Annotated in this window: 26 protein-coding genes and 1 other RNA gene; 16 read left to right on the top strand and 11 right to left on the bottom strand. The window is 57.1% G+C overall.

Translation table 11 applies throughout. The features are described from left to right. Positions 1-93: 93 nt before the first annotated feature. The 4 genes from nlpI (at position 94) to mtr (ending at position 4,476) form a co-directional block, all read left to right on the top strand. Positions 94-978, top strand: coding sequence for a lipoprotein NlpI (nlpI, locus tag KHQ28_RS12985; RefSeq protein WP_002918241.1), 885 nt, complete (start codon positions 94-96; stop codon positions 976-978). Positions 979-1,082: 104 nt separating this feature from the next. Further along, complete coding sequence (gene yrbN / locus KHQ28_RS12980) at positions 1,083-1,163, top strand: protein YrbN (protein WP_085903200.1); 81 nt, start codon at positions 1,083-1,085, stop codon at positions 1,161-1,163. Continuing rightward, entirely contained in the window at positions 1,156-3,087 is a 1,932-nt protein-coding gene (deaD, locus tag KHQ28_RS12975; protein WP_023342589.1) for an ATP-dependent RNA helicase DeaD, read from the top strand. The genes yrbN and deaD overlap by 8 nt, the downstream gene beginning before the upstream one ends. 144 nt (positions 3,088-3,231) lie before the next feature. Beyond that, positions 3,232-4,476, top strand: coding sequence for a tryptophan permease (gene mtr, locus KHQ28_RS12970; RefSeq protein ID WP_004185824.1), 1,245 nt, complete (start codon positions 3,232-3,234; stop codon positions 4,474-4,476). 44 nt (positions 4,477-4,520) lie between these two features. Here the strand turns inward: mtr and KHQ28_RS12965 are convergent, their stop codons facing one another. The 3 genes from KHQ28_RS12965 to KHQ28_RS12955 form a co-directional block, all read right to left on the bottom strand. Then, on the bottom strand, positions 4,521-5,528 hold the full coding sequence (locus tag KHQ28_RS12965; protein WP_004213218.1) for an LLM class flavin-dependent oxidoreductase: 1,008 nt from the start codon (positions 5,526-5,528) through the stop codon (positions 4,521-4,523). A gap of 143 nt (positions 5,529-5,671) precedes the next feature. Beyond that, positions 5,672-6,550, bottom strand: coding sequence for a U32 family peptidase (locus tag KHQ28_RS12960; RefSeq protein ID WP_002918233.1), 879 nt, complete (start codon positions 6,548-6,550; stop codon positions 5,672-5,674). A gap of 5 nt (positions 6,551-6,555) precedes the next feature. Continuing rightward, positions 6,556-7,551: a peptidase U32 family protein gene (locus tag KHQ28_RS12955; RefSeq protein ID WP_032418338.1), complete on the bottom strand. Its 996-nt coding sequence runs from the start codon at positions 7,549-7,551 to the stop codon at positions 6,556-6,558. Between the two features lie 221 nt (positions 7,552-7,772). Between KHQ28_RS12955 and KHQ28_RS12950 the strand changes: the two genes are divergently transcribed. Then, a complete protein-coding gene (locus KHQ28_RS12950; protein WP_002918231.1) occupies positions 7,773-8,297 on the top strand; it encodes an SCP2 domain-containing protein in 525 nt (174 codons plus the stop codon). Further along, positions 8,291-8,794 (top strand): GNAT family N-acetyltransferase, encoded by a 504-nt coding sequence (locus tag KHQ28_RS12945; RefSeq protein ID WP_002918229.1) that lies wholly within the window; start codon positions 8,291-8,293, stop codon positions 8,792-8,794. Before KHQ28_RS12950 ends, KHQ28_RS12945 begins: the two co-directional genes overlap by 7 nt. Here KHQ28_RS12945 and KHQ28_RS12940 read toward each other — a convergent pair. Continuing rightward, on the bottom strand, positions 8,781-9,071 hold the full coding sequence (locus KHQ28_RS12940; protein WP_002918226.1) for a GIY-YIG nuclease family protein: 291 nt from the start codon (positions 9,069-9,071) through the stop codon (positions 8,781-8,783). The genes KHQ28_RS12945 and KHQ28_RS12940 overlap by 14 nt on opposite strands. Before the next feature lie 49 nt (positions 9,072-9,120). Between KHQ28_RS12940 and KHQ28_RS12935 the strand changes: the two genes are divergently transcribed. Beyond that, positions 9,121-9,564: a YhbP family protein gene (locus tag KHQ28_RS12935; RefSeq protein WP_002918223.1), complete on the top strand. Its 444-nt coding sequence runs from the start codon at positions 9,121-9,123 to the stop codon at positions 9,562-9,564. On the opposite strand, the gene KHQ28_RS12930 is transcribed toward KHQ28_RS12935, so the two are convergent. After that, entirely contained in the window at positions 9,526-10,062 is a 537-nt protein-coding gene (locus KHQ28_RS12930) for a type 1 glutamine amidotransferase domain-containing protein (RefSeq protein WP_002918221.1), read from the bottom strand. The two genes, KHQ28_RS12935 and KHQ28_RS12930, sit on opposite strands and share 39 nt — an antisense overlap. Before the next feature lie 128 nt (positions 10,063-10,190). On the opposite strand from KHQ28_RS12930, the gene KHQ28_RS12925 reads away from it, so the two are divergent. Together KHQ28_RS12925 and KHQ28_RS12920 are read left to right on the top strand one after the other, a co-directional pair. Further along, a complete protein-coding gene (locus KHQ28_RS12925; RefSeq protein ID WP_002918218.1) occupies positions 10,191-10,838 on the top strand; it encodes an NAD(P)H-binding protein in 648 nt (215 codons plus the stop codon). A 75-nt stretch (positions 10,839-10,913) separates the two neighbouring features. Then, positions 10,914-11,954 carry a permease gene (locus tag KHQ28_RS12920; protein WP_032418339.1) on the top strand — a complete coding sequence of 347 codons (1,041 nt, stop codon included), beginning with the start codon at positions 10,914-10,916 and terminating at the stop codon, positions 11,952-11,954. Between the two features lie 121 nt (positions 11,955-12,075). Here KHQ28_RS12920 and dolP read toward each other — a convergent pair whose 3' ends face one another. Genes dolP through KHQ28_RS12900 form a run of 4 tightly spaced genes read right to left on the bottom strand, consistent with a single transcriptional unit; the run spans position 12,076 to position 15,729 of the window. Beyond that, positions 12,076-12,651 carry a division/outer membrane stress-associated lipid-binding lipoprotein gene (dolP, locus tag KHQ28_RS12915; RefSeq protein ID WP_002918214.1) on the bottom strand — a complete coding sequence of 192 codons (576 nt, stop codon included), beginning with the start codon at positions 12,649-12,651 and terminating at the stop codon, positions 12,076-12,078. 9 nt (positions 12,652-12,660) lie between these two features. Continuing rightward, positions 12,661-13,251: a DnaA initiator-associating protein DiaA gene (diaA, locus tag KHQ28_RS12910; RefSeq protein ID WP_002918211.1), complete on the bottom strand. Its 591-nt coding sequence runs from the start codon at positions 13,249-13,251 to the stop codon at positions 12,661-12,663. Between the two features lie 25 nt (positions 13,252-13,276). Then, positions 13,277-13,663, bottom strand: coding sequence for a YraN family protein (locus KHQ28_RS12905; RefSeq protein ID WP_002918206.1), 387 nt, complete (start codon positions 13,661-13,663; stop codon positions 13,277-13,279). Beyond that, positions 13,621-15,729, bottom strand: coding sequence for a penicillin-binding protein activator (locus tag KHQ28_RS12900; protein WP_014906877.1), 2,109 nt, complete (start codon positions 15,727-15,729; stop codon positions 13,621-13,623). The genes KHQ28_RS12905 and KHQ28_RS12900 overlap by 43 nt, the downstream gene beginning before the upstream one ends. Positions 15,730-15,792: 63 nt before the next feature. Here KHQ28_RS12900 and rsmI point away from each other — a divergent pair, with 63 nt between their 5' ends. Continuing rightward, the gene (gene rsmI, locus KHQ28_RS12895) at positions 15,793-16,656 is read left to right on the top strand and encodes a 16S rRNA (cytidine(1402)-2'-O)-methyltransferase (RefSeq protein WP_004144878.1); all 864 of its coding nucleotides are present in this window, start codon (positions 15,793-15,795) and stop codon (positions 16,654-16,656) included. 200 nt (positions 16,657-16,856) lie between these two features. On the opposite strand, the gene garD is transcribed toward rsmI, so the two are convergent. Beyond that, positions 16,857-18,428, bottom strand: a complete 1,572-nt coding sequence (gene garD / locus KHQ28_RS12890; protein WP_002917960.1) for a galactarate dehydratase — start codon at positions 18,426-18,428, stop codon at positions 16,857-16,859. 392 nt (positions 18,429-18,820) lie between these two features. On the opposite strand from garD, the gene KHQ28_RS12885 reads away from it, so the two are divergent. The 5 genes from KHQ28_RS12885 (at position 18,821) to rnpB (ending at position 23,491) form a co-directional block, all read left to right on the top strand. After that, complete coding sequence (locus KHQ28_RS12885; protein ID WP_032418341.1) at positions 18,821-20,152, top strand: MFS transporter; 1,332 nt, start codon at positions 18,821-18,823, stop codon at positions 20,150-20,152. A 26-nt stretch (positions 20,153-20,178) separates the two neighbouring features. After that, positions 20,179-20,949: a 2-dehydro-3-deoxyglucarate aldolase gene (gene garL / locus KHQ28_RS12880; RefSeq protein ID WP_002917954.1), complete on the top strand. Its 771-nt coding sequence runs from the start codon at positions 20,179-20,181 to the stop codon at positions 20,947-20,949. A gap of 26 nt (positions 20,950-20,975) precedes the next feature. Beyond that, positions 20,976-21,866, top strand: coding sequence for a 2-hydroxy-3-oxopropionate reductase (gene garR / locus KHQ28_RS12875; RefSeq protein ID WP_002917952.1), 891 nt, complete (start codon positions 20,976-20,978; stop codon positions 21,864-21,866). Between the two features lie 64 nt (positions 21,867-21,930). Beyond that, on the top strand, positions 21,931-23,076 hold the full coding sequence (gene garK, locus KHQ28_RS12870) for a glycerate 2-kinase (protein WP_004149910.1): 1,146 nt from the start codon (positions 21,931-21,933) through the stop codon (positions 23,074-23,076). Positions 23,077-23,108: 32 nt separating this feature from the next. Continuing rightward, positions 23,109-23,491: RNase P RNA component class A (gene rnpB / locus KHQ28_RS12865), an RNA gene on the top strand. A 460-nt stretch (positions 23,492-23,951) separates the two neighbouring features. Here rnpB and KHQ28_RS12860 read toward each other — a convergent pair. Beyond that, complete coding sequence (locus KHQ28_RS12860) at positions 23,952-24,416, bottom strand: OB-fold putative lipoprotein (RefSeq protein ID WP_004150939.1); 465 nt, start codon at positions 24,414-24,416, stop codon at positions 23,952-23,954. Positions 24,417-24,723: 307 nt separating this feature from the next. Between KHQ28_RS12860 and KHQ28_RS12855 the strand changes: the two genes are divergently transcribed. After that, the gene (locus KHQ28_RS12855) at positions 24,724-25,134 is read left to right on the top strand and encodes a Spy/CpxP family protein refolding chaperone (RefSeq protein ID WP_004149907.1); all 411 of its coding nucleotides are present in this window, start codon (positions 24,724-24,726) and stop codon (positions 25,132-25,134) included. Positions 25,135-25,207: the final 73 nt, after the last annotated feature.

The following is a 25,207-nucleotide window of genomic DNA, read 5'->3' as shown; positions in this document are numbered from 1 at the left end:
TCCGCTTTTGCGGAGGGCGTTTTACGGGCAGGACGCCTCGTTTGCAGCCGGGGAACAGGACGTTCATCCAATCGTTGTCTTCGGGAGTGGGAAATGAAGCCTTTTTTGCGCTGGTGTTTCGTGGCGACAGCTCTCACGCTGGCAGGATGCAGTAGCACCGCCTGGCGTAAGGACGCCGTCCTCGCAGTACCATTGCAACCGACTTTACAGCAAGAAGTGATTCTGGCACGCATGGAACAAATTCTTGCCAGTCGGGCTTTATCCGATGACGAACGCGCACAGCTTTTATATGAGCGCGGAGTGTTGTATGATAGTCTCGGTCTGAGGGCACTTGCGCGAAATGATTTTTCACAAGCGCTGGCAATCCGACCCGATATGCCGGAAGTATTCAATTACTTAGGCATTTACTTAACGCAGGCAGGCAATTTTGATGCTGCCTATGAAGCGTTTGATTCTGTACTTGAGCTTGATCCAACTTACAACTACGCGCACTTGAACCGCGGTATCGCCCTGTATTACGGCGGCCGGGCTAAGTTAGCGCAAGATGATCTGCTGGCGTTTTATCAAGACGATCCCAATGATCCTTTCCGTAGCCTGTGGCTTTATATCGCCGAGCGTAAACTCGACGAGAAGCGGGCGCTTGAAGCACTCAGAGAGCGCTTAAACAAGTCGGATAAAGAGCAATGGGGATGGAACATTGTCGAGTTCTACCTTGGCGACATTAGCGAAAAAGAGCTGATGACTCGTCTGAAGGCAGACGCAACGGATAACACCTCGCTCGCTGAGCATCTCAGTGAAACCAACTTCTATTTAGGTAAGTACTACCTAAGTCTGGGGGACAAGGACAGCGCTACGGCACTGTTCAAACTGGCGGTCGCCAACAACGTACATAACTACGTTGAGCACCGATACGCATTGTTGGAATTATCGCTCTTGGGCCAGGAGCAAGATGACCTGGCAGAATCGGACCAGCAATAGCTGACGAACACATCAGCCCATAGTTTTTTGCTTGCCATCACCTTCGCGGGTGAGGGCGTTGTTGTTCGTTAATACACCTACTTTGAGCCGGTTCACACTTTTCAATGAAAATTACCGTAAATTTTCACGATGAGTTATGTAGACTGGCCGCCATTAATTTTGAGGCACACGTACTACATGGCTGAATTCGAAACCACTTTTGCAGATCTGGGCCTGAAGGCTCCTATCCTTGAAGCGCTCACCGATCTGGGTTACGAAAAACCATCTCCGATCCAGGCTGAGTGCATTCCGCATCTGCTGGACGGCCGCGACGTTCTGGGTATGGCCCAGACCGGTAGCGGTAAAACCGCAGCATTCTCTTTACCGCTGCTGAACAACATCGATCCTGAGCTGAGAGCACCGCAGATTCTGGTGCTGGCGCCGACCCGCGAGCTGGCGGTACAGGTTGCTGAAGCAATGACGGAATTCTCTAAACATATGCGCGGCGTGAACGTGGTTGCCCTGTACGGCGGCCAGCGTTATGACGTGCAGCTGCGCGCCCTGCGTCAGGGTCCGCAGATCGTCGTCGGTACCCCGGGTCGTCTGCTGGACCACCTGAAGCGCGGCACCCTGGACCTCTCCAAACTGAGCGGCCTGGTACTGGATGAAGCAGATGAAATGCTGCGCATGGGCTTTATCGAAGACGTAGAAACCATTATGGCGCAGATCCCGGAAGGGCATCAGACCGCGCTGTTCTCCGCCACCATGCCGGAAGCTATCCGTCGCATTACCCGTCGCTTTATGAAAGAGCCGCAGGAAGTGCGCATTCAGTCCAGCGTGACGACTCGCCCGGATATCAGCCAGAGCTACTGGACTGCCTACGGCATGCGTAAAAACGAAGCGCTGGTGCGTTTCCTGGAAGCGGAAGACTTTGATGCGGCGATTATCTTCGTCCGTACCAAAAACGCGACCCTGGAAGTAGCTGAAGCGCTGGAGCGTAATGGCTACAACAGCGCGGCGCTGAACGGCGACATGAACCAGGCGCTGCGTGAGCAGACTCTGGAACGCCTGAAAGATGGTCGTCTGGATATCCTGATTGCGACTGACGTTGCGGCCCGTGGCCTGGACGTTGAGCGTATCAGCCTGGTGGTGAACTACGACATCCCAATGGATTCTGAATCCTACGTTCACCGTATCGGCCGTACTGGTCGTGCCGGTCGTGCTGGCCGCGCGCTGCTGTTCGTTGAGAACCGCGAGCGTCGTCTGCTGCGCAACATCGAACGCACCATGAAGCTGACCATTCCTGAAGTGGAACTGCCTAACGCGGAGCTGCTGAGCAAGCGTCGTCTGGAAAAATTCGCCGCGAAAGTTCAGCAGCAGCTGGAAAGCAGCGATCTGGATCAGTACCGTGCACTGCTGGCGAAAATCCAGCCGACGGCGGAAGGTGAAGAGCTGGACGTGGAAACGCTGGCTGCTGCGCTGCTGAAGATGGCTCAGGGCGAACGTTCGCTGATCGTTCCGCCGGACGCGCCGATGCGTCCACGTCGTGAATTCCGCGATCGTGACGATCGTTTCGACCGTCGTGGCGACCGTAATGATCGCGGCCCGCGCGGCGATCGCGAAGATCGTCCGAAGCGTGAGCGTCGTGACGTGGGTGACATGGAGCTGTATCGCATTGAAGTGGGTCGCGATGACGGCGTTGAAGTGCGTCATATCGTTGGCGCGATCGCCAATGAAGGCGATATCAGCAGCCGTTACATCGGTAACATCAAGCTGTTCGCTTCTCACTCCACCATTGAGCTGCCGAAAGGGATGCCGGGCGAAGTGCTGCAGCACTTTACTCGTACCCGTATCCTGAACAAGCCGATGAACATGCAGCTGCTGGGCGATGCGCAGCCGCGCACCGAACGTCGTGGCGGCGGTGAGCGTCGCGAAGGCGGCCGTGGCTTCGGCGGCGAGCGTCGTGAAGGTAGCCGTGGCTTCGGTGGCGAACGTCGTGAAGGCGGTCGTGGTGAAGGACGTCGTTTCAGCGGCGAACGTCGTGAAGGCCGTGCGCCGCGTCGTGACGATGCATCCGCGCCGCGCCGCGATGACTCAGCCGGTCGCCGTCGCTTCGGTGGCGATGCGTAATCAACGCCGCCCGCTAGCGTAAACTAAATAATACAGCCCCGATCGTCATGATTGGGGCTTTTTTTATTCCATTTGTACTCGTGTACTGGTACAGTGCGTCATGCTCAACGTGAGCGAAGTATTTTCGACTGGAGAATTCGGTAAATGGCGACACTAACCACTACGGCAACCCGTCCGTCTCTGTTTGGCGGCGTGGTGATTATCGGCGGCACGATTATCGGCGCGGGCATGTTCTCGCTGCCGGTGGTGATGTCCGGCGCGTGGTTTTTCTGGTCGCTGGCGGCGCTGGTCTTCACCTGGTTCTGCATGCTGCACTCCGGTTTGATGATCCTCGAGGCCAATCTTAACTACCGCATCGGCTCCAGCTTCGACACCATTACCAAAGACCTGCTCGGCAAGGGCTGGAACCTGGTGAACGGTGTATCAATCGCCTTTGTGCTCTATATCCTGACCTACGCCTATATTTCGGCGAGCGGTTCGATCCTCCACCACACCTTCAGTGAACTGTCGCTGAAGGTGCCGGCGCGCGCGGCGGGCTTCGGCTTTGCGCTGCTGGTGGCGTTTATCGTCTGGATGAGCACCAAAGCGGTGAGCCGCATGACGGCTATCGTACTGGGCGCTAAGGTGATCACCTTCTTCCTGACCTTCGGTAGCCTGCTCGGGCACGTCGAGCCGACGACGCTATTTAACGTTGCGGAGAAGAATGCCTCCTATGCGCCATACCTGCTGATGACGCTCCCGTTCTGCCTGGCCTCGTTTGGCTATCACGGCAACGTGCCGAGCCTGATGAAATACTACGGAAAAGATCCGCGCACCATCATCCGCTGCTTAACCTACGGTACGCTGCTGGCGCTGGGTCTGTATGTCGTTTGGCTGCTGGTGACGATGGGTAACATCCCTCGTCCGCAGTTTATCGACATTGCGCAGAAGGGCGGCAACATTGATGTGCTGGTGCAGGCGTTGAGCGGCGTGCTGAATAGTCGGAGTCTGGATCTGCTGCTGGTGGTGTTCTCGAACTTTGCTGTCGCCAGTTCGTTCCTCGGCGTGACGCTGGGGCTGTTCGACTACCTGGCGGATCTGTTTGGCTTTGACGATAGCGCGATGGGACGCTTTAAAACCGCGCTGCTGACTTTTATCCCGCCGATGATTGGCGGACTGGTCAAACCCGATGGTTTCCTCTACGCCATCGGCTATGCTGGCCTGGCGGCGACGATCTGGGCGGCGATTGTACCGGCGCTGCTGGCTCGCGCCTCACGCAAACGCTTCGGCAGCCCACAGTTCCGCGTTTGGGGCGGAACGCCAATGATTGTGCTGATCCTGCTCTTTGGCCTCGGCAATGCGGTTGTACATATCCTGTCGAGCGTCAATCTGCTGCCGGTTTATCAGTAAAGCTATTGCCCGGTGGCGCGACGTCCACCGGGCTGACGTGTGTGTTACCCCAACAGCTCCTCTTTCACCTGCATCGCTAAATCGAAAGAATGCAGACGCGCCTGGTGGTCGAAGATCTGGCCATTGACCATGATTTCGTCCGCCTCGGTTTCACGCAGAATCGACTCTAGCCCATGGCGGACTTTAGTTTTATCGCCGACCAGCGACATGCTCAGTGCCTGCTGCACACCATACTGCTCGGACGCTGACCACAGCTGATGCATATTTTCCACCGGCGGCGGCAACTGCCCGGTCTCGCCGCGACGCAGCTTCACAAACGCCTGCTGCATGGAGGTGAAGAGAAACTCCGCATCGCGGTTGCTGTCGGCGGCGATGATATTGATACACACCATCGCGTACGGTTTTTCCAGCCGCGCCGAAGGTTTGAAATTGCTGCGATACAGATGCAGGGCCTGGAACAACATATCCGGCGCGAAGTGCGAGGCGAAGGCAAACGGCAGGCCGAGCTGCGCCGCCAGTTGCGCGCTATAGAGGCTTGAGCCCAGCAGCCATACTGGAATGCGCTCCCCGTAGCCGGGAACCGGGCGCACGTGCGGGTTCGGATCGCGGGCGTCAAACCAGTCCACCAGTTCCGCTACATCGCGCGGGAAATTATCGACATCGCCGCTCATATGGCGACGCAGGGCGCGCATGGTCGGCTGATCGCTGCCCGGCGCGCGGCCAAGGCCGAGGTCGATCCGCCCGGGGTAAAGGGTGTTCAGGGTGCCGAACTGCTCAGCTATCACCAGTGGAGAGTGGTTAGGCAGCATCACGCCGCCGGACCCGAGATGCAGGGTGGTGGTGTTGGCGGCGAGATGGCCAATCAGCACCGAGGTCGCTGCGCTGGCAATGCCGACCATATTATGATGCTCCGCCAGCCAGTAGCGATGATAGCCGCGCGATTCGGCCAGCCGGGCGAGATCCAGAGAGTGGGTAAAGGCTTCTTTGGCAGAAGATCCTTGCGGGATCGGCGCCAGATCGAGCACCGAGAATGGAACAGATTTGTCAGTCATAAAGGCTCACTTTGCTACAGCATCGTCATCAGATTGAAGGTCTTCTTCCAGCCTGGCGCATCCTGGACGCGCCAGCCAGAAAAGCTGCATCTTTAATAATGCATTAAAATCTGAACACTGTTGTTAACAAAGTGAGCGGTTTATCAGGCCTGAAGCACCAGTCCTGGCAATCGTTTCCAGTAGCCGTTGCAATCGCTATTGCTGGTGAGATCCAGCGGCGCAGCGCCGTTTTCGTTGGCGCGGAAGGCCTCGAGCATGGCGAAGGTCTCGTTGCCCATCGGCGACAGGCGCACCATATCCACCAGGCCGTGCATGGACGTCAGCTCATTGCCCAGGTTATAGACGTAGCCGCTCATGGTCTGAATACCATTGAGCACGAACACCTGCTGGTTCTCCTGCGACAGCATGCTGCGCCCGGTTGGGTACTTGATGCAGCAGGTTTCGCACTCGTCCTTTGGCCGGTCTTCCGAGCGGGCGGTAAAGCAGCGCGCGGAATAAGCCAGCGGCAGATGGCCGTAGCTCAGCACTTCGACTTCAAACTGGTTGCGGATACCCAGCTCTTCGCACTGGGTCAGTAAATTAGCCAGCCAGTCGCGGGAGAGTTCCACCGGCATGCACCAGCGCACCATGCCCTGTTTCCGCAGCAGGCGCAGGGTAACGGCGTTGTAGCAGTTCAGCGCATGCCCGGCGACGAACGGTAGCTTGCGTTCGGCGCAGAGATTTACCACGCCCAAATCGCTGGCCTCAATCAGAAATTCGCCGTTATCGACATAGCGCTTCAGCTCGCCCAGTTCAGAAGAGGCCTGCACCAGCGCGAGGGTGGAGAGCACCACCTGCTTGCCGCTAGCGGCCAGCGTTTTCGCCATTTCGATCCAGTCGCCAACTTTGGTGGCGCGGCGTTTGCTGCATACCGCTTCGCCGAGATAAATGGTGTCGGCGCTGCAGTTTGCCGCCTGCTGGTAAAAATCTTCCAGCGTCTCTTTTGGCCAGTAGTACAGCACCGGCCCTAATGAATATTTCATGTTTCTCACTGCCATTTACGGTGATAAGCGCCAAGGGTAGTTTGTGTCCCCTCGGACATGGCGCCCAGGGTCTCCATCCAGGCGGACTGCGGTACGAAATTCTGCGGATCGGCTTTGCAGCGATCGATCGCCTGGCGCCAGACTTTCGCCACCTGGGTCACGTAAGCCGGGCTGCGCTGACGGCCTTCGATTTTCACCGAGGCGATATTGGCGGCCACCAATTCCGGCAACAGTTCCAGGGTGTTGAGGCTGGTGGGCTCCTCCAGCGCGTGATAGCGCTCGCCATCAACCAGGTAGCGGCCTTTGCACAGCGTCGGATAACCGGCATTTTCGCCATCCTGATAACGGTCAATCAGCACTTCGTTGAGACGCGATTCCAGCCCCTGCGGCGTTTGCTGCCAGCGTACGAAGCGGGCAGGCGAACAGGCGCCGACGGTGTTGGGCGATTCGCCGGTCAGGTAGGAAGAGAGATAGCAGCGGCCTTCCGCCATGATGCACAGGCTGCCGAAGGCGAAGACTTCCAGCGGCACCGGCGTAGCGCGGGCCAACTGTTTCACCTGATGAATAGACAACACGCGCGGCAGTACGACGCGCGCGACGTCGAAGTTGCGATGATAGAAGCGAATGGCCTCTTCATTGGTGGCGGAAGCCTGCACCGAAACGTGACGCTCAATGTGTGGGTAACGCTCCGCAGCGTACTCCAGCATGGCGATATCGGCCAGAATGAGCGCATCAGCGCCCAGCTGAGCGGCCATATCCACTGCTCGCTGCCAGCGGGCGTAGCCGTCGGGATGAGCGAAGGTATTGATGGCGATATGCAGCTTACGACGGTGCTGATGCACAAAGCTGACGGCTTCCTGCAGTTTCTTTTCGGTGAAATTAAGGCCGGCAAAGTGGCGGGCGTTGGTGTCATCTTTCAGCCCGATATAGACGGCATCGGCGCCGTTTTCGATGGCCGCCTTAAGCGCCGGAAGGTTACCGGCTGGGCAGAGCAGCTCCATAATTTTTCCTGAAAAATGCGGCCCGTCAGGGACGCTGAATGGTTAACGAGCAGGGATTTTAGTTAACCTTCTGGTGACAATTTTTGATTTGAGGCAGTTAAAAGTGTATTGGCGGCGCCAATAACTGGCGGCCGTCATCGCGTTTTTGTTGATTTACGCCGCTATGTTGTTTATGTGATATGGCACAATAGCGGAACTATTGCATTCATGGAGTAAAGCTTGTGTTGGATAAACTGCGTTCCCGGCTGGTCCACTTTGGCCCGTCTTTAATGAGCGTGCCGGTTAAGCTGGCGCCTTTTGCCCTCAAGCGCCAGGTGCTGGAGCAAGTGCTGAGCTGGCAGTTTCGCCAGGCGCTGGCGGAGGGGGAGCTGGAGTTTCTTGAGGGGCGTTGGTTAAGTATTCATGTGCGTGACATCGGTCTGCTGTGGTATACCTCGGTAGTCGATGGTCGACTGGTGGTCAGCCAGCAGGCCGACGCCGACGTCAGCTTCAGCGCCGACGCCAGCGATCTGTTAATGATCGCCGCGCGCAAGCAGGATCCGGATACGCTATTCTTCCAGCGTCGTCTGGTCATTGAAGGCGATACGGAGCTGGGGCTGTATGTAAAAAATTTGATGGACGCCATTGAGCTCGAGCAGATGCCAAAAGCGCTGCGCGTGATGTTGCTGCAACTGGCGGATTTTGTCGAAGCTGGACTGAAGAGCCCGCAGAAACCTGAACAGACATCGGTAGGTGAGGCATGCTGATTCGAGTGGAGATTGGGATTGATGCACCGGGAATCGACGCGCTGCTGCGTCGTACCTTCGGCCGCGATGCCGAAGCGCAGCTGGTGCACGATCTGCGTGAAGATGGACTGATCACGCTGGGGGTAGTGGCGACGGATGATGAAGGCCAGGTGATCGGCTACGTTGCCTTCAGCCCGGTGGCGGTGGAAGGTGAAGAGCTGCAGTGGGTCGGCCTGGCGCCGCTGGCGGTAGATGAACGCTACCGCGGACAGGGCATTGGCCGGCAGCTGGTTTATGAAGGGCTGGACTCGCTGAATGAGTTTGGCTACGCCGCGGTGGTGACGCTGGGCGACCCGGATTTATACCGTCGCTTCGGCTTTGAACCGGCCGCGCGCTTCGATCTCCGCTGCCGCTGGCCGGACAGCGCCGAGGCGTTCCAGGTTCACCGTCTGGCGGATGACGCCCTCGACGGCGTCCATGGCCAGGTAGAATACAGCGAGCACTTTAATCGTCTTTAAGCCTCGCCAGCAGGGTTTCGAAGGCATCCTCTCCGGCAACGAGGCGCTCTTTTTCGCGCTTCGTTAGCTGCTTGACGCGATATTCCAGTCGCAATGCAAGTGAGTGTTCACCAACTTCGTGGCTAAAGGCCAGCTGCAGGTCGCCTTTGCCGCGCAACGCCTTTGCGCCTTTTCCCGCCTGATGCTGGCGAAAGCGGCGTGGCACGTCGGTGGTGATGCCGGTATAAAGGCGATTATCCGCGGTTCGAATGAGATACAGAAACCAGCACACGGTCACAAAGTCACTATGGTAAGGTGTGTGCACCATAGCATAATGGAGAAGAAAGATGGATACGCTTGCCGCCATTGGTCGCTGGCTGAGTAAACAGCACGTCGTCACCTGGTGCGTCTCCCGTGAAGACGAGCTGTGGTGCGCGAATGCCTTTTACGTCTATGACCCGGATACCGTGGCCTTTTATCTGCTCAGCGAGGAGCACACCCGCCATGGCCAGATGACCGGACAGAGGGCGAAGGTGGCCGGCACGGTCAACGGCCAGCCAAAAACGGTGGCCCTGATCCGCGGGGTGCAGTTCAAAGGCGAGATCCGTCGTCTGAGCGGTGACGAAGAGGCGCGAATGCGCCAGCGCTACGTCAAGCGCTTCCCGGTGGCCCGCATGCTGTCGGCGCCGGTATGGGAGATTCGTCCGGACGAAATCAAATTTACCGACAACACGCTGGGTTTCGGGAAAAAATTACACTGGCGGCGTGATGCCGGCGCCGAGCAGGCGTAGCGCTTCGCGATTGAAGGCCGGCAGATCGTCCGGCGTTCTGCTGGTGACCAGCTGTTCGTTATCGACCACCACCTCCTGGTCGTAAAACTCGCCCCCGGCGTTTTTCACATCCACCACAATCGGTTTCACCGCCGTGAGCTTACGTCCGCGGATCACATCGGCGCTGATCAGCAGCTGCGGGCCGTGGCAGATGGCAAACACCGGCTTACCGCCGTTGACAAAATCGCGGGTAAAGGTGACGAAGCGTTCATCACCACGCAGCTGGTCGGGAGAGTAGCCCCCGGGCAGCAATAAGGCATCAAATTCACCCGGTGTGACGTCATCGATGGCTCTGTCGATGGCGACCTCGGCTTCTCCCTGCTTACCCTTCACCGTTTTGCCAGCCTGCTTTTCGATCGTGATGACCTGATGCCCGGCGAGCTTAAAGGCTTCGGCGGGAGAGGTAAATTCAGAATCTTCAAAGTCGTCGGTAATGAGGACGGCTATCTTTTTACTCATGCTTCCTCCACTGTCTGGATGGTCAATGAGGTAATTCCATGATGATGGTGGATACTTACCTTGTAAGGTATTAAGCCTGGAACATGAGCCCGAAAGTGCAAGGCGGAGAATTCTGTAAAGGAGAACCAATGAGTCAGGTATTATTAACCGGCGCGACCGGGTTAGTTGGCGGTCACTTACTCCGGCTGCTGCAGAATGAGCCCCGTATAAGCACCATCGCCGCGCCGACGCGTCGCCCGCTGGCGCCAGCGGAAGGTGTCTTTAATCCTCACGATCCCCAGCTGACCGATGCCCTGGCGCAGGTGGTTGACCCGGTGGATATCGTCTTCTGTTGCCTGGGAACGACGCGCCGGGAGGCCGGGAGCAAAGAGGCCTTCGTCCATGCTGACTACACGCTGGTGGTTGATACCGCGCTGACCGGCAAACGACTGGGTGCGCAACATATGCTGGTGGTTAGCGCGATGGGCGCCAACGCCCACTCGCCGTTTTTCTACAATCGGGTGAAGGGAGAAATGGAGGCGGCGCTGATTGAGCAAGACTGGCCGCGGCTGACCATCGCCAGGCCGTCGATGCTGTCAGGCGAGCGGGAAAAAAAGCGGGCCAATGAGACCTTCCTCGCACCATTGTTCCGGCTCTTGCCGGGGAACTGGAAATCCATTGCGGCCCGCGATGTGGCGATCGCCCTGCTGGCGGAGGCGCTGTCGCCCACCCACGAAGGGGTGCGAATTCTGACATCATCGGAACTACGGGAGCGCGCCGCGCGGCAGGCTGAATAGCGGTTTGCAAACGCAGGCTTCCGGCGTAGTATTCACGGCTTTAATTCATATCCACATTTCTTGCTGGGGAATGCTATGGCTGGTCAGTCTTCATCTCAGGCGGCGTCACCATTTCAATGGTGGAAACCCGCGCTTTTCTTTCTCGTCGTGATTGTTGGTCTGTGGTACGTCAAATGGCAGCCGTACTACGGGAAAGCCTTCACCGCTGCGGAAACCCACAGTATCGGTAAATCCATTCTTGCCCAGGCCGACGCTAACCCGCTGATGGCGGCGTGGGACTATGCGATGGTTTACTTCCTTGCCGTCTGGAAAGCGGCGGTGCTCGGCGTGCTGCTCGGGTCATTGATTCAGGTACTCATTCCGCGCGACTGGCTGCTACGCACCCTGGGACAATCGCGGTTTCAGGGCACGCTGCTGGGAGCGATTTTCTCGCTGCCCGGCATGATGTGCACCTGCTGCGCCGCGCCGGTCGCGGCCGGGATGCGCAAACAGCAGGTGTCGATGGGCGGGGCGCTGGCGTTCTGGATGGGGAACCCGCTGCTCAATCCGGCGACGCTGGTGTTTATGGGCTTTGTTCTGGGCTGGCAGTTTGCGCTGGTTCGCCTGGTGGCGGGTCTGGCGACAGTATTAACTGTGGCGACGCTGGTGCAGAAATGGGTGAAAGAGGCGGCGACGCAGCCGGTAGCGGTGCCTGCTGCACCGTCGGAAGCGACTCAGGGCGGCTTCTTTAGCCGCTGGCTGCAGGCGCTGTGGACGCTGTTCTGGAACACGATCCCGGTTTATATCCTCGCGGTGCTGGTGCTGGGAGCGGCGCGCGTCTGGCTGTTCCCGCACGCCGATGGCGTGGTGGATAATACGTTGTTCTGGGTTATCGCGATGGCGATCGCCGGCTGCCTGTTTGTGATCCCTACCGCGGCGGAAATTCCGATTGTGCAGACAATGATGCTGGCGGGTATGGGGACGGCGCCCGCGCTGGCGCTGCTCATCACACTGCCGGCAGTGAGCGTGCCGTCGCTGATTATGCTGCGTAAAGCCTTCCCGGCCAAAGCGCTGTGGCTGACGGGCGGACTGGTGGCGCTGTGCGGGGCGATTGTCGGTGCGCTGGCGCTGATGTAGTTTGCCGTAAACGTACGCATAGCCGGATTGGATGCCGGGTGGCGGCTACGCCTTACCCGGTACACAACGGACAGGGGGCGGTAGCCCGGCTAAGCGCAGCGCCAGCCGGGAAACTGCAGCTTTATTTAATGTAGGTAAAGGCGGTGGTCACCCGGGATACGCCGCTTACCCGGCTGGCAATATCCGCCGCCGCCCGGCCTTCGCGGTCGGTCACCAGTCCCATCAGGAAGACTTCGCTGTTTTCCGTGGTTACTTTCACGTTCGAGGATTTGACCTGATCGGTGCTCAGGAGCTGCGAACGCACCTTGGTGGTAATCCAGGTATCAGACGAGGCGGTGCCTAAACCAATCGGCTGGCCCTGGCGCACTTCATTAAACACTTCCGTGGTCCCTTCCACGCCCATGGCGATTTGCTTGGCGCGCGCGGAGAGGTCCGGCGTCGGCGACTGGCCGGTCAGCAGGACTTTGCCCTGATAAGCGGTGACGTTGATACGGGCCTGTTTCTTAATCTGTTCATCTTTCGACAAGGCGCTATTGACGCGCAGTTCCAGGGTACTGTCATCGACCTGGGTTCCCACCGTACGCGGGTCCGTTGCGGCTTTGGTGCCGACTGCTGCCGTTCCGACTACCGCGGCGGCAACGCAGCCCTGCAGCAGTAGTGCAGAAAGCAGGATGGCGAGGGGCGAGAGAGCCTTCATGTGTTCTCCTTAATCGTCCTGGTGTGGAAAAAGAGTGTTATCTATCAAATCGCACAGACAGTTGACGGTCAGCATGTGCATCTCCTGGATACGCGCGCTGCGATGGGAGGGGATGCGGATTTCGACATCCTGTTGACCTAACAGGCCCGCCAGCTCACCGCCGTCATAGCCGGTTAACGCGACGATGGTCATGTCGCGGGTCACGGCGGCTTCCACCGCCTTGACGATGTCCCGACTGTTTCCGCGCGTAGAGATCGCCAGCAGCACATCGCCGGCGTGTCCCAGGGCGCGCACCTGCTTGGCGTAGATCTCGTCATGCAAGCGATCGTTAGCGATGGCGGTTAAGACCACATTATCGGTATTTAGTGCAATGGCAGGTAAACCAGGGCGTTCCGTTTCAAAGCGATTAATCATGCTGGCAGCAAAATGCTGTGCGTTGGCGGCGGAGGTGCCATTACCACAACAGAGGATTTTGTTGCCGTTAAGCAGGGACTGGACGAGCGTCATCGCCGCCCGGGAGATGGCGTCCGGGAGTGCTTCCGCTGCGGCAATTTGGGTTTGAATGCTTTCGGTAAAGCAGGCTTTGATTCTGTCGAGCACGGGATCCCTTACTTCTGGTATTACGCTATTCGCCAAAGGCGTTTTTTAGCCATTGGATGTCGTTTCCGGTGAAGGCTACCACATCGAAACGGCAATCCACAGTCTCAAAGCTCCCATTCTGTCGGCAGAGCCACAAACGGGCGGCTTTAAGCAGTCGTTGTTGTTTTTGCGGAGTGACGCTGGCTGCCGCATCACCGTACCGGGCGCTACGGCGGTAGCGCACTTCGATAAAAACGGTGACCGTGCCGTCGCGCATGATAAGGTCAATTTCGCCGCCACGCTCGCGGGCATTGGCGGCGATAAAACGCAGGCCCTGGCCTTCCAGCCAGCGGCGAGCCTGGTTTTCCCAGGCATCGCCGGTCTGTTTGCTTAGCTGGCCGGAACGATTTTTCCCTGCTGGTACTTGAGCCATGACAGTTTCCTGTTAATCACGCAATCCTGGTTGGCCGTCAGATCGCCGGTATTGCCGTTCAGCTCGAAGCCAGGCGTCTGGCGCATTTGCGTGAAGTGATTTGCCAGTGACCAGGCGTCAGCGCCCATGGCATACAGACGCGCCAGCGAGTAGTCATTACGCACCGCGGACAGCGCCTGCTGCATTAGCGACGGATTGCTGCCGGCCAGCATTGGGATCTCACTATACTGCAAGCCTTCCATCTCCAGACGGAAATCCGGCCCCGCGGTGCCCTGGGCGCTGCGCGAGCTGGCGTACAGGGTGACATTGCTCTGGCTGCCGTTGCGCATGGCGATCATCGGTTTGATATAGGCAATCTGTTCCGGGGTGGCGAGGATATAGGCCGCATCGACGCTGCCGCCGCTGCTTACCGGCATCTCATCCGCACTGCCGAGGATGCTGTTCTGCGCTGATGGCAGGGTGGAGACCGGGGTGCCGCTCAGCGCAATGCCCCCGCCGCCGTTCACGCCGGCGCGCAGCTCGGCCGTGGATCCAAAACGCTGCTGCAGGACGCTGGCGCCGCCCAGCTTCAGCCACTCGTCGGCAAAAGCGCTAACCACACGATCGCCCAGCGCGCCGCGCGGAACCAGCAGCAGCGGGGTCTGTTTCCCCTGTTGGTGGATATGTCGGGCGGCGTCACGCGCTTCGTCTTCCGGAGAAAGCGCGAAATAGCAGAGGTTAGCGCGGCTTTCGACTTTTTCCGGCTGGTTGAGGGCCAGCACATTGAGCGGCGTGTTGCTCTTGATAACCTCTTCAACGTTTTCTTTCAGCAACGGCCCAACCACCAGGGTGGCGCCATCCTGCTGCGCCTGGGCGAGCAGCTGGCTTATCGGCTGGCTGGTGGTGTCGTAAATTTTCAGTTCCGCAGAAGGGTTAGCGGCGGTTGCGACCACGGGCTGCGGCTGTGCGGCCGGCGCGGTAACCGGCTGGGTGGCCGGGGAAGCGGTAGTCTGCGGCGTGGCGGATGTTGCCGGCGCCTGGGCTGCCGGTTCCGCAGCAGGCGCTGCCTGGTCCTGCGTCGGGGCCTGAACCGGATCAGCGCGGCTTCCGGTGGCGGTAAGATCGCTGATTTCTGCCTGCGACGGACTCACCACATCATCATTACCGGAGACATTCGCCGCCTGGGCGACCTGGGCGGGAACCGCGCTGCCCGTCACCGACGGCGCGCCGTTTTTAGCGGCTTCAAAGCCCTGCTGGATAGTGCGGCCGAAGATCGACGCCTGACCGTTCAGCGGCAGAAAAAGCGCAATCTTGTTGATGGACGCAGGCTTATAGTTTTGCATATTCACAAGCGCCGTCGGCAGCATTTTAGCGCCCGGGTTTTGCGGATAGCGCGTCTGCCAGTCTTTAACGCCCGCTTTCAGTAGCGTCGGATCGTTGCGGTTGTCAAACCACATCCGCTGCAGATCCAGCCAGCCCTGGAGGATATTTTCATCGGCGTTGATCACCAGCGCATTGGCCTGGTCCTGGGGCATCGAGGTGAGCGCTTGCCAGGTCGCATCAATATTTTTCTGACGCTGTTTGGCGTCACTCAGCAGCGGCTGCTGGGCGATTAAGGCGCGCAGCAGGGTCAGCGATGGTTTGCCCTGGCTGGCATCGATTTGCGCCTGCCAGTAGCGCGCCTGCTGAGGCTGCTCAAGGTTTGTCGGATCGATCTTAGCCAGCAGATTACGGGCGGCCTGATAATCGTTCTGCGCCAGCTTCACTTCCACCGCCAGCAGTGACTGTTCACGGGCCTGAGTGCTGTTCAGGTTCGCCGGCAGCTGGTTAAACAGGTCGATAGCCTGCTGCTTCTTCCCTTCCTGCAGTAGTGCACGAATGGCGAGTAATTGCCAGTTGGTCTTGCTATCATTCGTGCTTTGCTGCATCTGCTGTAAGTAGAAACTGGAGTTGGCCTGCGACGTACCCTGCATAAACGCCGCGCTTTGATCCTGCGTGTGGGTGCCGCAGCCAGCAAAAATAAGAGTCGCCAGCAATACGGGCAGGCAGCGCGCGGGCTTAGAACGAAGAAATGTTGACGGTACCATAAGTGTCCAGTGATATTTTTTTGGCTCAATGCTCAATATTAAATCGGCAATACGGACGAGACAATGAAACAACACGAATCAGCGGATAATTCTCAGGGGCAGCTCTATATTGTGCCCACTCCGATAGGAAATCTGTCTGATATCACGCAGCGTGCACTGGAAGTGCTGCAAGCCGTTGATTTAATTGCAGCGGAAGATACCCGTCATACCGGTTTGCTGCTGCAACATTTTGCGATAAACGCCCGTTTGTTTGCGCTTCACGACCATAATGAGCAGCAAAAGGCGGAAACCCTGCTTGCCAAACTGAAAGAAGGGCAAAACATCGCGCTGGTTTCCGATGCCGGCACGCCGCTGATTAACGATCCTGGTTACCATCTGGTGCGCACCTGCCGCGAAGCGAATATTCGCGTGGTGCCGCTGCCGGGCCCCTGTGCGGCTATCGCCGCCCTGAGCGCCGCCGGCCTGCCTTCCGACCGTTTCTGTTATGAAGGCTTCCTGCCGGCGAAATCGAAAGGCCGCCGCGATACCCTGAAAGCGCTGGAAGAAGAGCCGCGCACCCTTATTTTCTATGAGTCGACCCACCGTCTGGTGGAGAGTCTGGAGGATATCTGCGCGGTACTGGGAGAATCCCGCTATGTGGTGCTGGCTCGTGAGCTGACCAAAACCTGGGAGTCGATCCATGGCGCGCCGATTGGTGAGCTGGTGGCGTGGGTGAAGGAAGATGAAAACCGTCGCAAAGGCGAGATGGTGCTGATCGTCGAAGGTTTCAAGGCTCAGGAAGAGGCGCTGCCGGCGGCCGCGCTGCGTACTCTGGCGCTGCTGCAGGCGGAGCTGCCGCTGAAGAAAGCCGCCGCGCTGGCCGCGGAAATCCACGGCGTGAAGAAAAATGCGTTGTATAAGTACGCCCTGGAGCAGCAGGGGGAGTGATCCTGTAAACCCAATTGAAGCCTGGCAAGCAGCCCTTCAGATAGTGAAGAGCTGCTTGAGCGTCCTCCCACATGTCGGAAGAAATGTCGGAAAAAATGTCGGAAGAAAAGGGCAGAATCGCTTTTCTTGCCGCCCAGCATCCCTAACCAACAAGCCCGGATAGATCCGGGCTAAAAGTGGTTAAATCCTTACGCTCTCGATCAGGTTACCGGCGCCGGGTTAAATACCGCCAGCTGGTTGTGCAGGCCCCATTGATCGGAGAAGGTTTTTTTGCGTCCGCTGGCGACGTCGAGAATAAATTCGAACAGCTTCCGCCCGACATCCTCAATCGTCTCTTCGCCAGTGGCGATGGTCCCGGCGTTAATGTCCATTAAGTCATACCAGCGGTTGGCCAGCTCGGTACGGGTCGCCATTTTTATCACCGGTACCGCCATCAGCCCGTACGGCGTACCGCGACCGGTGGTGAATACCTGCACCGTGATGCCAGAGGCTACCTGCTGGGTGCCGCAGACAAAATCGCTGGCGGGGGTTGCGGCGTAAATGAGGCCGCGTTTGGTCGGACGCTGCCCCGGAGAGAGCACCTCAACGATGGCGCTTTTCCCTGATTTGGCAATCGACCCCAGCGCTTTTTCCACCACGTTGGCCAGACCGCCTTTCTTGTTGCCGGGGGAGGGGTTAGCGCTGCGGTCGGTTTTGCCCATATCAAGATAGTTATCGTACCAGGCCATCTCTTCCAGCAGACGTTTACCGACCTCTTCGTTAATCGCCCGCGGGGTCAACAGATGAATGGCGTCGCGTACTTCGGTCACTTCCGAGAACATCACCGTCGCCCCGCAGCGCACCAGCAGGTCGGACGCGTAACCTACCGCCGGGTTGGCGGTCACGCCTGAAAAGGCGTCGCTGCCGCCGCACTGCATCCCGACCACCAGCTCAGAGGCCGGGCAGGTTTCCCGCTGGCGCTGGTTCAGTTTCGCCAGGTGGCGCTCGGCGACCTGCAGAATGTCATCGACCATCGATTTAAAACCAACATGCTTTTCATCCTGCAGGCTGACGATGCTGGCGCTGTCCACCGGGATACTTTTGACGTCTTCCGTGCCCTGCAGCAGGCGTTCCGGCTGCAGCTTCTCACAGCCGAGGCCAATGACCATCACCTCGCCGCCGAAGTTTGGGTTGAGGGCGATATTATGAATGGTGCGAATCGGCACTACCGCCGCCGGCGCATTAATCGCCACGCCGCAGCCGTAGAGATGATTCAGGCCCACCACGCCATCGACGTTGGGATAGTTTGGCAGCAGGTCGCGTTCAATGATTTTCACCACGTAATCGACCACGCCAGCGACGCAGTGCACGCTGGTGGTAATACCCAGCAGATTCTTGGTACCCACGCTGCCGTCAGCATTGCGGTAGCCTTCGAAGGTGTAACCTTCCAGCGGCGGTAGCGGTTCAGGCACTTTAGTGGCCAGCGGCAGGGTATTCAGCGGCGGGGCGGTGGGCAGCTCCACCAGCGACTCGTCAATCCAGCTTCCCTGCGGGATATCGCGTACGGCATAGCCAATGACTTCGCCGTAGCGGATGATTTCACCATGGGCGGGGATATCCACCAGGGCAACTTTGTGACCCTGCGGGATATGCTCGACGAGCGTCAGGCCGTCCGGGAAACGCGTTCCGGCGGTTAAGCCGCGATCGTTGACAATAATCGCCACATTATCTGTCGGGTCAACTTTAATATAAAACGCGGTCGGCGATTGTTGTCGAATTGCAATGTCAGCCATTGTCCAGTCATCTCCAAACAGGTGCTAATAATAAAATAAAACGCTAATTCATTTGCTACGTATCAGTATGATGGAATAAAGGATGTCAGCTGAGTTGATTTTAAAATGTGATCGGCATCACTCCTTTTTATGACGCTAACCTCTGCAGGGCAGGCAATCGTAAGAAGTGTGGATTAGCGCCCATGACTTATGGCATAAGCACAATTATGGATTTAAATAATAACTTTATATTGTGGGTATGCATAGTGTCTGGCGGGGGCGTGCTGATTATACTGAGTCATGTTTTTGAGGTGATCGATATGCGAATAGACAATTTCAATATCGTCTTTTAAATAAATCAGAAACCACTTAAAACAATTATAAAAGGTGTTCTGTGCCCGAGGAATGTCTAAATGATTTTGGATTCTACATTAGATGAAAAAAAAGGAATACCGACCCGCTATTTAATGCTGTTGATGATATTTGTGGTGACGGCAGTGAACTATGGCGACCGCGCGACCTTGTCTATCGCCGGTACTGAAGTCGCGAAAGAGCTGGGGCTCAGCGCGGTGTCGATGGGATACATTTTTTCCGCCTTCGGCTGGGCTTATCTGCTGATGCAGATCCCTGGCGGCTGGCTGCTGGATAAATTTGGCTCGAAAAAGGTTTACTCATACAGTCTGTTTTTCTGGTCACTGTTTACCTTCCTGCAAGGCTTTATTGATGTGTTCCCGCTCGCCTGGGCCGGGGTCTCCATGTTCTTTATGCGTTTTATGCTGGGCTTTTCCGAAGCGCCCTCGTTTCCCGCCAACGCCCGCATTGTGGCGGCCTGGTTTCCGGCCAAAGAGCGGGGTACGGCTTCAGCTATCTTTAATGCCGCTCAGTACTTCTCGCTGGCTCTGTTCTCGCCGCTGCTCGGCTGGCTGACCTTCGCGCTGGGCTGGGAACATGTCTTTACCGTGATGGGGATAATAGGGTTTGTGCTCACCATCATCTGGGTGAAGTTTGTGCATAACCCCACCGATCATCCGCGAATGTCGGCCGCGGAGCTGAAATATATCTCAGAAGGCGGCGCAGTGGTCGATATGGACCATAAAAAAGAGGCCACCCCGGCGGCCGGGCCGAAGATGGACTATATCCGCCAGTTGCTGACTAACCGAATGATGTTAGGCGTATTTTTCGGTCAGTATTTCCTGAATACCATTACATGGTTCTTCCTGACGTGGTTTCCGATCTACCTCGTGCAGGACAAGGGAATGTCGATTCTGAAAGTGGGGTTTGTGGCTTCGATTCCGGCGCTGTTTGGCTTTGCTGGCGGCGTACTGGGCGGGCTGTTTTCGGATTATCTGATTGGCCGCGGCTGCACGCTGACTTTTGCGCGTAAGCTGCCCATTGTGCTGGGAATGCTGCTGGCGTCGTCCATCATCCTGTGTAACTACACGGCCAGCACGCCGCTGGTCATTACGCTGATGGCGCTGGCGTTCTTTGGCAAAGGCTTTGGCGCGCTGGGCTGGCCGGTCATCTCGGATGTCGCGCCGAAGGAGATTGTTGGCCTGTGCGGCGGGGTATTCAACGTCTTTGGCAATGTGGCCTCGATCGCCACGCCGCTGGTTATTGGCTACATCGTGAGCGAACTGCACTCATTTAATGGCGCACTGATTTTTGTTGGCGGCTCCGCGCTGATGATGATGGTCTGCTACCTGTTTGTGGTTGGCGATATCAAACGTATGGAATTGCAGAAGTAAGCAACGATTAACGCAAGGTAAAAATCATGGATAACGCAATTTTTCCGAACAAATTTAAGGCCGCGCTGGCGGCGCATCAGGTGCAGATTGGCTGCTGGTGCGCTTTGGCTAACCCGATTAGCACCGAGGTGCTGGGTCTGGCGGGGTTCGACTGGCTGGTGCTGGACGCGGAACACGCGCCAAACGACGTCACCACGCTCATTCCGCAGCTGATGGCCCTGAAAGGTAGCTCCAGCGCGCAGGTAGTCCGTGTGCCGACCAATGAACCCATCATCATCAAGCGCATGCTGGACATCGGCTTCTATAACTTCCTGGTGCCGTTTGTCGAGACGGCTGAACAGGCGGCGCAGGCGGTGGCTTCGACCCGTTATCCGCCGGAAGGGATCCGCGGGGTCTCCGTTTCCCACCGCGGCAATATGTTTGGCACCGTGCCGGACTATTTCGCCCAGTCCAACAAGAACATTTCCATTCTGGTGCAGATTGAGAGCCAGACCGGAGTGGACAACGTCGAGGCGATTGCCGCGACCGAGGGCGTGGACGGTGTGTTTGTCGGCCCGAGCGACCTGGCCGCCGCCTTAGGCCATTTGGGCAATGCCGCCCATCCTGAGGTGCAGCGCGCTATCCAACATATCTTCGCCAGCGCGAAGAAGCACGGTAAGCCAAGCGGCATTCTGGCGCCAGTGGAAGCCGATGCGCGCCGCTATCTGGAATGGGGCGCGACCTTCGTCGCCGTTGGCAGCGATCTGGGCGTCTTCCGTTCTGCAACCCAGAAACTTGCCGACGCGTTTAAAAAATAATCACCAGGATGAAGAGAGAGAACATTATGACAATCAAAGTAGGTTTTATCGGTCTTGGCATTATGGGCAAACCGATGAGCAAAAATTTGCTGAAAGCTGGTTACTCGCTGGTGGTGTCTGACCGTAACCCGGAAGCGATTGCCGACGTGATCGCCGCTGGCGCTGAGACCGCGACGACGCCGAAAGCGATTGCCGAACAGTGCGAGGTGATCATCACCATGCTGCCGAACTCTCCGCATGTTAAAGAGGTGGCGCTGGGTGAAAACGGCATTATTGAAGGGGCGAAACCGGGCACCGTAGTGATCGATATGAGCTCCATTGCGCCGCTGGCGAGTCGGGAAATCAGCGAAGCGCTGAAAGCCAAAGGTATTGATATGCTGGATGCGCCGGTGAGCGGCGGCGAACCGAAAGCCATCGACGGCACGCTGTCGGTCATGGTCGGCGGCGATAAAGCGATCTTCGATAAATACTACGATCTGATGAAAGCGATGGCCGGCTCCGTAGTGCATACCGGCGATATTGGCGCGGGCAACGTCACCAAACTGGCTAACCAGGTGATTGTCGCGCTGAACATCGCGGCGATGTCTGAAGCGCTGACCCTGGCGACTAAAGCCGGCGTCAATCCGGATCTGGTTTATCAGGCTATTCGCGGCGGTCTGGCGGGCAGTACCGTGCTGGATGCGAAAGCCCCGATGGTGATGGACCGTAACTTCAAACCGGGTTTCCGTATCGACCTGCATATTAAAGATCTGGCCAATGCGTTGGATACCTCACACGGCGTGGGCGCCCAACTGCCGCTGACGGCGGCGGTGATGGAGATGATGCAGGCGCTGCGCGCGGACGGTCTCGGCACTGCAGACCATAGCGCGCTGGCGTGCTATTACGAAAAACTGGCGAAAGTGGAAGTCACTCGCTAACAAGAAGGGCGCCCTGCGCGCCCTGTTATGCTTGCCTTGCGCGGCACTGTCAGGCTACAAAATTATGAAAATCGTCATTGCCCCAGACTCTTACAAAGAAAGCCTTTCTGCCAGCGAGGTAGCTCAGGCGATAGAAAAAGGATTTCGGGAAATTTTCCCTGATGCACAGTATGTTTCCCTGCCCGTCGCCGACGGCGGCGAGGGGACGGTGGAAGCCATGATTGCCGCCACCCAGGGAAAGGAACATTTCGCATGGGTAACGGGTCCGCTGGGTGAGAGAGTGAAGGCCTGCTGGGGCATGTCCGGCGACGGCGTCACCGCGTTTATTGAGATGGCGGCAGCCAGCGGTCTGGGGCTCGTTCCGCCCGACAAACGTAACCCGCTCATCACCACTTCACGGGGTACCGGGGAGCTAATATTACAGGCGCTGGAGCATGGTGCGGAACGGATCATTATCGGCATCGGCGGTAGTGCGACCAACGACGGTGGGGCGGGTATGATGCAGGCGCTAGGCGCCCGCCTCTGTGACGCCGAGGGACAAGAGATCGGCCATGGCGGGGGCAGTTTGAGCCGTCTGAGCCGGATCGATCTTTCCGCCATCGATCCGCGCTTACGTGACAGGATGATCCACGTGGCCTGCGATGTTACCAATCCGCTGGTAGGCGAGCGTGGGGCGTCGCGGATCTTTGGCCCACAGAAAGGGGCGACCGAGGCGATGATCGTCGAGCTGGATCGTAATCTGGCGCATTATGCCGACGTCATTAAGACGTCGCTGCAGGTGGACGTGAAGTCGATCCCCGGCGCGGGAGCGGCCGGCGGCATGGGTGCGGCGCTGATGGCCTTTCTCAATGCGGAGCTGCGCAGCGGGATTGAGATCGTTACCGAGGCGCTGAAGCTGGAAGAACAAATCCATGACTGCTCACTGGTGGTCACCGGGGAAGGGCGGCTCGATAGCCAGTCTGTTCACGGTAAGGTGCCGGTGGGGGTGGCCCGGGTGGCGAAGAAATACCGTAAGCCGGTGATCGGTATTGCTGGCAGCCTGACTCACGATGTCGGCGTGGTTCACCAGCACGGTATCGATGCCGTATTCAGCGTGTTAACTTCCGTTTCGACGCTGGAAGAGGCATTTCGCGGGGCGTTTGATAATATTTACCGCGCGTCGCGTAATATTGCTGCCACCCTGCAGGTTGGGATGACCACTGAGGGATGACAACGGGCGGTAAACCCTCTATACTGCGCGCCGAAGCTGACCAGACAGTCGCCGCTTCGTCGTCGTCCTCCTTCGGGGGGAGACGGGCGGAGGGGAGGAAAGTCCGGGCTCCATAGGGCAAGGTGCCAGGTAACGCCTGGGGGGTGTCACAGCCCACGACCAGTGCAACAGAGAGCAAACCGCCGATGGCCCGCGCAAGCGGGATCAGGTAAGGGTGAAAGGGTGCGGTAAGAGCGCACCGCGCGGCTGGTAACAGTCCGCGGCACGGTAAACTCCACCCGGAGCAAGGCCAAATAGGGGTTCATAAGGTACGGCCCGTACTGAACCCGGGTAGGCTGCTTGAGCCAGTGAGCGATTGCTGGCCTAGATGAATGACTGTCCACGACAGAACCCGGCTTATCGGTCAGTTTCACCTTTTACGCAAAAACCCCGCTCCGGCGGGGTTTTTGCTATTCGAATAGCGGAGAAAGGATGAATGACTGTCCACGACGCTATACCAAAAGAACGCGGCTTATCGGTCAGTTTCACCTTTTTTATGTCAAAACCCCGCTTCGGCGGGGTTTTTGCTATCTGAACCCGTGACGCGGATGAATAACTGTCCACGACGCTATACCAAAAGAAGGCGGCTTATCGGTCAGTTTCACCTTTTTATGTCAAAACCCCGCTTCGGCGGGGTTTTTGCTATTCGAATAGCGGAGAAAGGATGAATGACTGTCCACGACGCTATACCAAAAGAACGCGGCTTATCGGTCAGTTTCACCTTTTTATGTCAAAACCCCGCTTCGGCGGGGTTTTTGCTATCTGAACCCGTGACGCGGATGAATAACTGTCCACGACGCTATACCAAAAGAAGGCGGCTTCTCGGTCAGCTACCGTTATTTAACCACCTTAGGATTCTGTAGCGTCGGGATCGTGGAATCTTGCACCTGATGAACCTGGCCGACGATCGTAGCGACGCTGCCGTTGCTTAAAGCCTCTACGTCTGCGCTGTTATGCGAGCCAAAATTAAAGGTAAGACGTTTATCCGTTTTATTCTGTTCATCTCGCATGGTCACGATAAAATAGTAGCTGCCGGCGATACCGCTCTTCCGACGAATGTCGACAATCACCCCGCGTACCTTGACCCATTTACCCAGATAATCGCTGCTGGCCTTCGCCGGGTTGAGAGTAAACGGCTGCAGGAACTGAGCCACTGAATACGTCTGCATCGAAGCGACGGCGTCATCTCCGGGTTGAAATAATTTGTCTCCCGCGGAATAAAAGGCTTTAGAAGCCAGGCCGCAGCCGCTTAACAGCGAGATGACAAAAACCAGCGGTAATACGCGAAAACGTAATAACATCTCAATCTCCTTATCTATTTTTAAATGATATCCTTGATGCGCTGGATAACGTAATATGCGCTAATTAAATTAAAGGAAAAGTCACCGCTGTCAAATATTTTGCTTGCTGTTGAAATTAAAATAAAACCTGGTGATGTTAGGGCGTCAACTATATAAGTTAACACGGTATTCATATTTTATATGTTTTAGTGAAGTATATTAGTGCTGTGGATATATATAATGTTTGGCTATCATTTTTTACATTTATTCACTGCGCCCTGTAAAATAATAATCCGCTATTTCTGCCACCTTTACTTCAGGAAAAAAAATGAAATTGATAACCCGTATTGCCTTTGCCACGCTGTTGACCACCGGTTTCTCTATCACGGCTCAGGCCGCAGACGTTAAGGCGGCGCCAGCACCGGCGCAGGATCCTATTGTTCAGCACTTAAAACTTACCAACGATCAGGTTGCGAAAATTAAAAGCCTGCATCAGCAGTTGGAGAGTAATGTCCAGCAGATTTCCCAACAGGAAATTAAAGACGGGGCTCTGATAAACGTGATTGATTCCGGTAAATGGGATGAAAAAGCGGTCAACGATCAGCTGGCGGCCTTCAGCAAGATTGATCAGCAGGTGCGTTATTACCGCGTGAAGTACTATTTTGAGGTGAATAAGGTACTGACGCCGGAGCAGCGCACGCAGGTGAAAAAAGATCTTGCCGACGCGCTGAGTGAATAATGCCATCGGCCCCTCGCGGGGCCGATATCTTCTTCAGGCCATTAATGAAAATCAACCCAGCCATTTTGCCGTT

This window comes from Klebsiella sp. 28 (assembly GCF_018223905.1).
GTDB classification, from domain to species: domain Bacteria; phylum Pseudomonadota; class Gammaproteobacteria; order Enterobacterales; family Enterobacteriaceae; genus Klebsiella; species Klebsiella pneumoniae.
The sequence above is the reverse complement of the archived record's forward strand: the minus strand, read 5'-3'. Positions and strand labels throughout refer to the sequence as shown.

Bases quoted from the DNA above. Each gene is read 5' to 3' on its own strand.
- nlpI (WP_002918241.1), top strand. From the start codon at position 94: ATGAAGCCTTTTTTGCGCTGGTGTTTCGTGGCGACAGCTCTCACGCTG.
- yrbN (WP_085903200.1), top strand. From the start codon at position 1,083: ATGAAAATTACCGTAAATTTTCACGATGAGTTATGTAGACTGGCCGCC.
- deaD (WP_023342589.1), top strand. From the start codon at position 1,156: ATGGCTGAATTCGAAACCACTTTTGCAGATCTGGGCCTGAAGGCTCCT.
- mtr (WP_004185824.1), top strand. From the start codon at position 3,232: ATGGCGACACTAACCACTACGGCAACCCGTCCGTCTCTGTTTGGCGGC.
- KHQ28_RS12965 (WP_004213218.1), bottom strand. From the start codon at position 5,528: ATGACTGACAAATCTGTTCCATTCTCGGTGCTCGATCTGGCGCCGATC.
- KHQ28_RS12960 (WP_002918233.1), bottom strand. From the start codon at position 6,550: ATGAAATATTCATTAGGGCCGGTGCTGTACTACTGGCCAAAAGAGACG.
- KHQ28_RS12955 (WP_032418338.1), bottom strand. From the start codon at position 7,551: ATGGAGCTGCTCTGCCCAGCCGGTAACCTTCCGGCGCTTAAGGCGGCC.
- KHQ28_RS12945 (WP_002918229.1), top strand. From the start codon at position 8,291: ATGCTGATTCGAGTGGAGATTGGGATTGATGCACCGGGAATCGACGCG.
- KHQ28_RS12935 (WP_002918223.1), top strand. From the start codon at position 9,121: ATGGATACGCTTGCCGCCATTGGTCGCTGGCTGAGTAAACAGCACGTC.
- KHQ28_RS12930 (WP_002918221.1), bottom strand. From the start codon at position 10,062: ATGAGTAAAAAGATAGCCGTCCTCATTACCGACGACTTTGAAGATTCT.
- KHQ28_RS12925 (WP_002918218.1), top strand. From the start codon at position 10,191: ATGAGTCAGGTATTATTAACCGGCGCGACCGGGTTAGTTGGCGGTCAC.
- KHQ28_RS12920 (WP_032418339.1), top strand. From the start codon at position 10,914: ATGGCTGGTCAGTCTTCATCTCAGGCGGCGTCACCATTTCAATGGTGG.
- dolP (WP_002918214.1), bottom strand. From the start codon at position 12,651: ATGAAGGCTCTCTCGCCCCTCGCCATCCTGCTTTCTGCACTACTGCTG.
- KHQ28_RS12905 (WP_002918206.1), bottom strand. From the start codon at position 13,663: ATGGCTCAAGTACCAGCAGGGAAAAATCGTTCCGGCCAGCTAAGCAAA.
- KHQ28_RS12900 (WP_014906877.1), bottom strand. From the start codon at position 15,729: ATGGTACCGTCAACATTTCTTCGTTCTAAGCCCGCGCGCTGCCTGCCC.
- rsmI (WP_004144878.1), top strand. From the start codon at position 15,793: ATGAAACAACACGAATCAGCGGATAATTCTCAGGGGCAGCTCTATATT.
- garD (WP_002917960.1), bottom strand. From the start codon at position 18,428: ATGGCTGACATTGCAATTCGACAACAATCGCCGACCGCGTTTTATATT.
- KHQ28_RS12885 (WP_032418341.1), top strand. From the start codon at position 18,821: ATGATTTTGGATTCTACATTAGATGAAAAAAAAGGAATACCGACCCGC.
- garL (WP_002917954.1), top strand. From the start codon at position 20,179: ATGGATAACGCAATTTTTCCGAACAAATTTAAGGCCGCGCTGGCGGCG.
- garR (WP_002917952.1), top strand. From the start codon at position 20,976: ATGACAATCAAAGTAGGTTTTATCGGTCTTGGCATTATGGGCAAACCG.
- garK (WP_004149910.1), top strand. From the start codon at position 21,931: ATGAAAATCGTCATTGCCCCAGACTCTTACAAAGAAAGCCTTTCTGCC.
- KHQ28_RS12860 (WP_004150939.1), bottom strand. From the start codon at position 24,416: ATGTTATTACGTTTTCGCGTATTACCGCTGGTTTTTGTCATCTCGCTG.
- KHQ28_RS12855 (WP_004149907.1), top strand. From the start codon at position 24,724: ATGAAATTGATAACCCGTATTGCCTTTGCCACGCTGTTGACCACCGGT.